Genomic DNA, 9,070 nt, shown 5'->3' with positions numbered 1-9,070 from the left:
CATGAAGATCTACGTCTACGGCTACATCAACCTGATCTCGTCGAGCCGGCGGCTGGAGCGCGAGGCCGGGCGCAATGTCGAGATGATGTGGCTTACCGGGCGGCTAAAAAAACATGCTGCGCCTCACCTCGCCGGGGGTGTCGTTACGACAGCGATCCCGGGCGGCGCGGTGACGACCACAGCACCGGACAGGGGCTGGACCGCCTCGACCGGTGCTGGCGGCTGGTAGGTGACGCCCTCGCCCGGTCCCAGCGGGATCTGCGCGGCCGCCCAGATTCCCGTGAGGATGGCCCCGACGATGGAAAAGGCGACGGAGTAGGGCAGCATCACCGCCATCAGACTGCCCAGACCGAAATCCTTCACCCAGCGCTGGGCGAAGGTCAGGATCAGCGGGAAATAGACCATCAGGGGGGTGATGATGTTGGTGGTCGAATCACCCATCCGATAGGCGGCGGTGGTCATGTAGGGGCTGACCCCGACGAGCATCAGCATGGGGACCAGGATCGGGGCCAGAAAGGCCCATTTGGCCGAGGAAGAGCCGATAAAAAGGTTGATCAGCCCGCTGACCAGAACGATCGTCACCAGCAGGACGAACAGCTGGCCCGCGCCGATCGGATCGGTCGAGCCGGGTTCGATGCCCGACAGGCCGCGAATCTGTTCGGCCCCGGCCACGGCTATGATCGGGCCGAGACCGGACCAGTTGAACATGGCCACGAAATGGGCCGCCACGAAGGCCAGGACGATGTAGGGACCCATGTCTGACATGGCCTGGGACATCATCCGCACGATGTCGCGATGGCTGTTAACCGTCTTCGCGGCGATCCCGTAGGCGGTACCGGTCAGCAGGAACAACAGGAAGAAGGCGGCCACCAGCGAACTGTAGAAGGGCTGCAATCGGGCGGCGCCGGTCTCGGCCTCGGGGTCGATCAGCGGGGCACCGGGCGACAGGACCAGCCAGGCGAACAGGCCGATAACCAGCAGCGCGGCCAGGCCGGCCCACAGCAGACCCTTGCTCTCCTGGCGCTCAAGCGGCTTTTCGGCGTCCTCGATCGGCGCTCCGGCGAAGGGCGTCCAGACGCCGAGGCGCGGCTCGACGATTTTGTCGGTGACCCACCAGCCCACCGGCACGAACAACAGGGTCATACCCAAGATAAACCACCAGTTGCCGGCGATGTTGATGGTGAACGCCGGGTCAATCAACTGGGCCGCCGGCTCGGTGATCCCGAGCAGCAGGGCGTCCAGTTGGCCAGGAAAGATATTGGCCGAAAAACCGCCGGAGACCCCGGCAAAGCCGACCGCGATGCCGGCGACCGGATGGCGACCCGCCGCCGCATAGATGGCGGCGGCCAGGGGGATCAGCACCACATAGGCCGCGTCGGCGGCGTGGTTGGCGACGATGCCGACGAACAGCACGATCGGCGTCAGCAGTCCCTTCGGTGCCTTGCGTATGCCGGCCTTCATGGCCGAGCCGAACAGGCCGGTGCGCTCGGCCACGCCGGCGCCCAGCATGACGACCAGAACATAGCCCAGCGGCGCGAAGCTCGTCAGGGTCTTGGGCATCTCCTCGAACAGTTTACGAATGTTCTCGGATGAGAACAGGCTTTGAGCCTGGATGACGTCCTGGGTCACGGGATTGACGACCTGCCAGCCCTGCAGGGACCCCAGGACGCTGATCCCCATCAGAATGGCGATCAGCCAGACAAAAATGAACACCGGATCGGGCAGCTTGTTGCCTGCCTTCTCCACCCCGTTCAGCAACCAATTGGCCACACCCATGCGTTTCACCCTCATTCTGCACGCGCTTTCGGGAAGTTATTGCAACGGTCGGGCGCGTCTGTCGAATCGAGAGTGGAGTGAGAACGAATCGTAATCGAACGTAGGCTCACGCGCGGGTTTGAACGGGGCGGCACCCCCATCTCGCCCAGTTCCTCCTCGGTCAGCCGCCAGATGGGCGTGATCTCGTCGGCCAGCCCTAGGGAAATCTCCGGCACGTGCGGCACGGGCTGGAGGCGGGTGTTGGCGAGGATGAAGGCGGCGGGATCGGGGATACGGGTCAGGTCAGATCACCCAGAAGCAATATCAACGCGACGCCGCGCTCTTCAGCACGTCGCCATAGCCCCCAGCCACTTCCATCCGCTCGCCTTGCGGCTTGTTCCTGACCGCCCGGTGCAACGCAGGCAACTTCCAGCATGGCACGTGCATGAACAGGTGGTGCTCGGCGTGGAAATTGACCCAGTAGGGGGCGATGAAGGCGCACTCCCACCAGGCAACGTGGGTGGTGCGAGCGGCGCGGAAAGGATCGGCGTCCGAGCCTTCCACGCAGGCGTGTTCGGCGATGTTCCTCAGCCGGGTGACCATCGGGAACCAGGTCGCCATAGGCAGCAGCCAGAGCACAAGATACGCCCACCAGACCCCGGCGAAGGTGAGGACGAGCAGTAGTGCGGCATTGACCAGCAGGAAGGGTACGACGGACTGGCCGGTGACCACCGCCCCTCCGGCGCTTTCCGCGCCGCTATCACCCCCTGCCCCGCTTGAGCGCAGTCCTCCGAGGGCGAACAGCACCCGCTGCCTGAAAAAGGTCTGGCCGGTCAGGTCGCGCACGATCTTGCGGCGCAGGGAGGCGCGGGTGACGGGGAAGGGGGCCGACAGGACCAGATCGGGGTCCTCGGCCTGCTGGGCGTATTTATGGTGCGCCAGATGGTAGGGGCGATAGGCTTGCAACGAGGCACCGACCGGGACGGCGCAGAGCCAATGGCCGAGAAAGTCGTTCACCCGTCTGTCCGGTGATAGGCCGCCGTGCGCCGCCTCGTGCATCAGTATGGCCAAGCCCAGTTGGCGCGTGCCGATGACAGCGACGCAAACCGGTATCAGGAGGGGCCACAGCGTTCCGACCACGACCGCCAGCGCGATCGCGGCCCAGCAATGGGCGACCAACAGCGGGCCGGCCCAAGCGCGATGCATCTGGAACGGTGCCCACTCCTCGGGCGTGAACAGATCGGACGGACGGGCGCGGGGTGCGGCGGGCATGGGGCCAGCATACCCGTGTCAGGTTGCTGACTCTACTGCTCGCGGACCGTACCAGCTTTCACGCGCTCCATCGCCGACAGTGTCGCGCCGACCTTACTAAAAGTCAGGTTGACATGACACACTGACAATGTAAGGTATGCATTACATTTAGAGGAAGAATGCTATCATGCTGAACGTCTGGAAAACCGGAACGGCCGCACACAGAAGATATGTGATCCGCACCTTCGCATTCATGATCCCGTACATGCTGGTCATGATCTCGATGATGGTCACGGACGTGTTTGATGAAGTGATCGGCAAGCCAGCAGGATGGATACTGGCCGCCGCCGTGTCCGCTCCGGTGATCGGTCAACTCTGGGCCACCGTTAGCCTGATACGGGAAAGCGATGAGTTCGTCGGCGCAGTGACCGCCAAACAGTTCATCGTCTCCGCCGGCCTGGCCATGGCGCTGGCGACGTTCTGGGGATTCGCCGAGACTTTCGCCGACGCCCCCCATCTGCCGGGCTGGCTGATCTATGCCGCCTTCTGGGGCATCTTCGGATGCGTGACCCCCTTCATCAAGGCGTCGAACTGATGAAGAACGGCCTCAAACTCCTCCGCGTCGAGCGCAACTGGACCCAGCAACAGTTGGGGGAGGCGCTGGGGGTGTCGCGCCAGGCGGTCAACGCCCTTGAAACAGAGAAGCACGATCCGTCGCTGGACCTGGCCTATCGCATCGCCGTGCTGTTCGCCCGTCCAGTGGAAGAGATTTTCGATAATCCCCACGCCTGACCAGAAGTCAGGATAACCTTACAAGAAAAATGATGATGTTCATGTCCCGTCCCGGCGGTGGGCGCCTGCTGCGCGCCTTCGCCATCGCTTCCGCTGTCGCCCTGGGAGCCGGAGCGGTCGCCTTTGCCGCTCAAGCGGAACCGGCGCAGTCGGTCGCCCACGCGGCCTTTGTCTCGGACCGGCTGTCGGTCGAGGTGATCGGGTCCGGCCCCGATGTCATCCTGATCCCCGGCTTCGCCTCGTCGCGCGAGGTTTGGCGGGCCGAGGCCGAGCGGCTGAACGCGACGCACCGGGTGCATCTGGTGCAACTGGCCGGGTTCGCGGGCGAGCCGTGGACCCACGGCGACGGGCCGTTCGTTCAGCCGGTGGCCAATGAACTGGTCCGCTATATCCGGGATGCGGGGCTGGAGCGGCCTGCGGTGATCGGACATTCGATGGGCGGCATGACGGCCTTGCTTCTGGCGCAACAGCATCCAGACCTTCCGGGTCGGGTGATGAGCGTCGACAGCCTGCCCTTCTTCAGCGCCATGTACGGCCCGCAGGTCACGGCGCAGGCGGCGCCGCCGTTCGCGGACCAGGCAGCCGCGGGATTCCTCACGGCCGACGCGACGGCTTTCCGGGCCCAGCAGAGCCAGACAGCGATCGGTCTGGCGCGGGACCCGGCGACGCGGACGGCCATGGTGGAATGGTCGATGACCTCTGATCGTCAGGCCATGGCGTCCGCCATTCGCGAGGTTATGACCACGGATCTGAGGCCCGGACTGGCGGCGATGACGACGCCGGTTTGGGCGGTCTACGCCTCGGATGCCGACGGCGGGGCTCCGGCGGGGATGGCCGACGGGCTGTGGGGCCGGGACTATGCCACCCTGCCGGGGGTGACGCTGATCCGGGTCGACGACAGCCGCCACTTCATCATGGCCGACCAGCCCGAGCGGCTCGGCGACCTCATCGACCAGTTTCTGATGGACTGAGCCTCGACGGCGTCAGCGCGCGGATCCGACGGCCGCTGCGGCGGGCAGCGGTGCCGCGATCGGCGTCAGGTCTCCGGCCTTGGCCAGTTGCCCTCCGAACTCGCCGAGATAGGCCGGGGCCAGCATCGAGCGGAATACGGTCAGCGGCAGGGCGATCTCATAAGCGCCTTCGGCATAGGGACCGACGAGATACGGCCCGATCAGGAAGGTCAGGCCCGCCGCCTTGCCCGAGACGCTGCCAGGGGTCAGGACAAAGGCGGTGTCGCGGACGCGTGGGCAGGACCAGTCCTTGCCGTCCAGCGTGATCCCGCTGCTGTCCGGCACGCGGACCCGCTTGGCGGCGTTGACCGCCGAGCACAGGGCCTGATCCAGCACGCTGAAATCGGCGCTCTTCTGCAGCAGGTCGGTCAGGCCGATCTGGCGCTTCATGGCCTTGTCCCACAGCAGGCCGGCCATGAGGGTGTTGGGATGCGCCCCGCCTGAGAAATCGTAGTCGACCCGCTTGAGGCTGAGCAGCTTGGCAGTCTCGGCCGCGGCGGTAATGGCGATGTCCTTGGCGTAGGGCGGCATGGTGACGTCGTTACCTGCTTCCGTCCGCTCGCCCTGGGCGCCTTCCGAGAACTGTCGCAGGCGGCGGACCTCCTCGGCATAGAGGCGGGCGTGCAAGTCGGTCTGCGGCTTGATCGCCTCGGGCAGGGTCAGCTTGACCTCGGCCCAAGGGCTCTTGCTCTCGAAACCCATCGGCGCGGCGGCGTCGCGGGTGGTCACAGTGGCGGAGGCCGTGGCCGTCGGCCGAGGCGTCCCGGCGTCTTCCCGGTCGCGATTGCATCCCGTCAGGGCTGCAAAGGCGACGGTGACGGTCGAGATCAGCAGCAGGCGGGCCTTTGATGTAAAGGACGGGGTCATGCGGATTTCCTTCAGACCGGCCACCTTACACTGCCCAGGATGATGGCGAGAAGCAGGATCAGTCCCGCCTCGCGGTTGGACCTGAACAGCCGCAACGCCAGCGCGCCGTCGCCCGGGCGCAGCCACGCAACCTGCCAGATCAGGTGGGCAGCATAGGCGGCGACCGCGACGTAGAACAGCGGACCCAGCCCGGCGGACAGCCCCGCCAGACCGGCGCAGGCCGCCGCGAAGAGATAGAACAAGGTCACGCCCGGACTGACGTTCGCGCCCAGCCGCCGCGCCGAGGACTTCACCCCGACCATGGCGTCGTCTTCGATGTCCTGCAGGGCGTAGATCGTGTCGTAGCCCAGCGTCCAGAAAACGCCGCCAAGGTAGAGCAAGGCTGCGGGCAGCCAATCCGGTGTGGTAGAAACGACATAGACGTCGTGGGCCGTCGGGCCCAGCAGGTCCGCTGTCGTGGCGCGCGCGTGAGCGACCTTCGCCTCCATCGACCAGGCCGCCGCGAAGCCCATCAGGGCACCCCAGTTGAAGGTCAGCCCGAGCCATGCCTGCGGCCACCAGGTGATACGCTTCATGAAGGGATAGGCGGCCACCAGCGCCAGCGAGCCGACGCCCAGCAAGATGGCGGTCCTGTTCAGGGTCAGCAGGATCAGCAGGCTGATCAGGCTGCACCCCACCACGAAGGTCCAAGCCTGTTTGACGCTGATCTGGCCGGAAGGGATAGGGCGCAGGGCGGTGCGGGCGACCTTCGAGTCGATGTCGCGGTCGACGATGTCGTTGAAGGCGCACCCGGCCGCCCGCATCAGACAGGCACCGATGGCGAAGCCTGCGATCAGCCAGACGTCATACAGGTCCGGCGCCTTTCGAAACTGGCCCAGGGCCAGGGCGATCCCCTGCCAGCCGGGCAGCAGCAACAGCCAGATGCCGATCGGCCGGTCGAACCGACCCAGCTTCAGCCAAGGCTTCAGCCCCTCCGGCGCATGGCGATCGACCCAGTTGGAGCCGGCGTCGGGGAGGGGGTCGGACGTCATGACGACGGTTGTAACGTGTTGCGCGGCGGCGGGAAGTGGGCCCGCGCCTTCTGCCCTTGCGGGAGAAGGCGCGCGGGCGTCAGTCCATCAGCTGCTGGCTCAGATAGACGTAGTGCCGAGCCCAGCGACGGGCGTTGGCGACCGGGTCGGCGTCGTTGGAGTGCCCGCCCGCCGTCTCCTCGTAATAGAGGTGGTCGTGGCCCTGCGCCTCCAGCCGCGCGGCGAATTTGCGGGCGTGGCCGGGGTGGACGCGGTCGTCTCGGGTGTTGGTGGTGATATAAACGCGCGGATATTCCGTGTCCGGACGAAGCTGTTGATAGGCCGAGTAGCGGGCGATGAAGGCCGCCTCTTCAGGGATGCGCGGGTCGCCGTATTCGCCGATCCACGAGGCCCCGGCGGGCAGTTCGTGATAACGCAGCATGTCGATCAGCGGGCTCTCGATCACCGCCGCATTGAACAGCTCCGGATGCTGGGTGATCGAGACCGAGGTCAGCACACCGCCGTTTGAACGCCCGTAGATGCCCGTGCGGCGCGGCGAGGTGATGCCGCGCGCGTGCAGGTCGGCCGCCACGGCCGCGAAATCGTCGAACGCCAGCTGACGGTTTTCCTTCAGCACCGCCTGGTGCCACGCCGGGCCGAACTCGCCTCCGCCGCGGATATTGGCCTGGACAAAGACGCCGCCGTTCTCGAGCCAGAGCTTGCCCATTTCTGGCTTGTAGGCGGGCGGGAAGCTGATCTGGAAGCCACCGTAGCCGAACAGGATGGTCGGGGCCTGGCCGTTCATCGGCAGGTCACGCGGGCGGGTGATGAAGTAGGGAATCTTCGTTCCGTCGGAAGACGCGGCCTCGAACTGCTCGACGACGTGGGTGGAGGCATCGAACTTGGCGGTGGCGCTGCGTAGCTCGGTGACGGTCGCCGTGCTGATCTCGGCAACGCTGAGGGTGGGTGGCGTCAGGAAGCCTTGGGTTGAGACGAAGACCTCGCCGCGTGATTTGGAGCTGTCGCCCAGTCCTACGGCGCTGTTCGCCGGAACCGCGATATCAGTCGCGCGCCATTCGGAGTGACCCCGCCTGTCGCTGACCAAATTGAAGCGCTTCAGGGTGCCGACGACATTGTCCGACACCACGACCAGAATGCTGTCCGACATCACCCGCACGCTGTCGATCGACTGGCGCGGGCCAGGCGCGAACACCACGGCCGGGTCGCCGTTGGTCGAGACCATCTCCGGCTGCGACAGCCGGTCTTGGCTGGCGAAGACCAGCGCCCCGGCGGGCAAGGTCCCGCCGGGGATGGCCCAGTCCTCATCCAGCGAGAAGACCAACTGGCCGCCCATGCTGCCATGGACGCCGACGCGTTCGGGCAGGTTCAGCTTGACGGCCCGACCATCGACCCAGCGCCACGTCTCGGCGCGGAAAGTGTCGAGCGGCCGTGTGAACAGCACCTCCTCAACCGCGCCGTCTTTGTTGCGGTACACCGAAGGACTGACCCCATAGCCCCCATCGCCGATATCGCCGCGATAGACCTCGGTCGCCTGGCCCGGCGTCTGGCTGCGCTTCAGCGATTTCACGATAAAGGGATAGCCGCTCTCGGTCAGGGTGTTCGGACCGAAGTCGGTCGCCACCAGAAGCGTGTCGCGGTCCAGCCATTCCAGCCGATGCTTGCCCTCGGGAAGGACGAATCCTCCGTCCACGAATGATCTCGCAGCGGTGTCAAACTCGCGCACGACCACCGCGTCCTTGCCGCCGTCAGACAGGCTGATCAGGCAGCGGGTTTCGTCGGGGGCCAGACAGTCCGCGCCCTTCCAGACCCAGTCCCGACCCTCGGCCCGCGACAGGGCGTCGAGGTCCAGCATCGCCTCCCAGCGCGGCGCGGCCGAGCGATAGCCGTCCAGCGTCGTGCGCCGCCAGATCCCCTTCGGATTGGCCGCGTCCTGCCAGAAATTGCCGATCCCTTCGCCGAGGAATGACGGCGACGGAATCCGGTCGGTGGCCGACAGGATGTCGAACGCCTGCTGGCGGAAGGTCTCATAGCGCCGGTCGCCGGTCAGGGCGGCCAGCGACCGCTCGTTCTCACCGGCGACGAAGGCCATGGCCTCGGTGCCGTGCACGTCTTCCAGCGCCAGATGATCGTCGGCGGCACGGACCCCGGCGGGCGTCAGATCGGTCGGCATGTGCGGCGGCTGGGTTTGCAGCGGCCGCGGAACATCGGCCACGCTCAGCGCCGGAACCTCCATCGGGGCCGGCCCGCTCGCACAGGCCCCCAACAACAGCGCCGGGATGGCGGCGGACAGGATCAGTCGGTTCATGGCAAACTCCGCGTTTCTGGTCCTCCCCGATCGGGGGAGGGGGACCATCCGAAGGATGG

General features: G+C 66.1%; 8 protein-coding genes and 2 pseudogenes. 4 read left to right on the top strand and 6 right to left on the bottom strand.

Annotation, left to right across the window (positions count from 1 at the left end):
* Nucleotides 1–106 (top strand): annotated as a pseudogene (locus tag ACESMO_RS00230) (transposase); the annotation flags it as partial.
* Between the two features lie 17 nt (nucleotides 107–123).
* On the opposite strand, the gene ACESMO_RS00225 reads toward ACESMO_RS00230, so the two are convergent.
* The 3 genes and pseudogenes from ACESMO_RS00225 to ACESMO_RS00215 all read right to left on the bottom strand — a co-directional run bounded on the left by ACESMO_RS00225 (nucleotide 124) and on the right by ACESMO_RS00215 (nucleotide 3,027).
* On the bottom strand, nucleotides 124–1,776 hold the full coding sequence (locus tag ACESMO_RS00225) for an AbgT family transporter (protein ID WP_372706166.1): 1,653 nt from the start codon (nucleotides 1,774–1,776) through the stop codon (nucleotides 124–126).
* A gap of 125 nt (nucleotides 1,777–1,901) precedes the next feature.
* Nucleotides 1,902–2,057 (bottom strand): annotated as a pseudogene (locus tag ACESMO_RS00220) (methyltransferase); the annotation flags it as partial.
* Nucleotides 2,058–2,079: 22 nt separating this feature from the next.
* A complete protein-coding gene (locus ACESMO_RS00215) occupies nucleotides 2,080–3,027 on the bottom strand; it encodes a fatty acid desaturase family protein (protein ID WP_372706165.1) in 948 nt (315 codons plus the stop codon).
* Nucleotides 3,028–3,193: 166 nt separating this feature from the next.
* On the opposite strand from ACESMO_RS00215, the gene ACESMO_RS00210 reads away from it, so the two are divergent.
* Genes ACESMO_RS00210 through ACESMO_RS00200 form a run of 3 tightly spaced genes read left to right on the top strand, consistent with a single transcriptional unit; the run spans nucleotide 3,194 to nucleotide 4,769 of the window.
* The gene (locus ACESMO_RS00210; RefSeq protein WP_372706164.1) at nucleotides 3,194–3,601 is read left to right on the top strand and encodes a hypothetical protein; all 408 of its coding nucleotides are present in this window, start codon (nucleotides 3,194–3,196) and stop codon (nucleotides 3,599–3,601) included.
* On the top strand, nucleotides 3,601–3,798 hold the full coding sequence (locus ACESMO_RS00205) for a helix-turn-helix transcriptional regulator (RefSeq protein ID WP_372706163.1): 198 nt from the start codon (nucleotides 3,601–3,603) through the stop codon (nucleotides 3,796–3,798). The genes ACESMO_RS00210 and ACESMO_RS00205 overlap by 1 nt, the downstream gene beginning before the upstream one ends.
* A gap of 41 nt (nucleotides 3,799–3,839) precedes the next feature.
* Nucleotides 3,840–4,769, top strand: coding sequence for an alpha/beta fold hydrolase (locus tag ACESMO_RS00200; RefSeq protein WP_372706162.1), 930 nt, complete (start codon nucleotides 3,840–3,842; stop codon nucleotides 4,767–4,769).
* Between the two features lie 12 nt (nucleotides 4,770–4,781).
* Here the strand turns inward: ACESMO_RS00200 and ACESMO_RS00195 are convergent, their stop codons facing one another.
* From ACESMO_RS00195 to ACESMO_RS00185, 3 genes are all read right to left on the bottom strand, one after another.
* Nucleotides 4,782–5,675, bottom strand: coding sequence for a DUF3298 domain-containing protein (locus ACESMO_RS00195; protein WP_372706161.1), 894 nt, complete (start codon nucleotides 5,673–5,675; stop codon nucleotides 4,782–4,784).
* 11 nt (nucleotides 5,676–5,686) lie between these two features.
* Nucleotides 5,687–6,706, bottom strand: coding sequence for a UbiA family prenyltransferase (locus ACESMO_RS00190; RefSeq protein WP_372706160.1), 1,020 nt, complete (start codon nucleotides 6,704–6,706; stop codon nucleotides 5,687–5,689).
* Nucleotides 6,707–6,785: 79 nt separating this feature from the next.
* Complete coding sequence (locus ACESMO_RS00185) at nucleotides 6,786–9,011, bottom strand: prolyl oligopeptidase family protein (RefSeq protein ID WP_372706159.1); 2,226 nt, start codon at nucleotides 9,009–9,011, stop codon at nucleotides 6,786–6,788.
* Nucleotides 9,012–9,070 lie beyond the last annotated feature (59 nt).

It is taken from the genome of Brevundimonas sp., from assembly GCF_041688735.1.
Lineage (GTDB): Bacteria > Pseudomonadota > Alphaproteobacteria > Caulobacterales > Caulobacteraceae > Brevundimonas.
The sequence above is the reverse complement of the archived record's forward strand: the minus strand, read 5'-3'. Positions and strand labels throughout refer to the sequence as shown.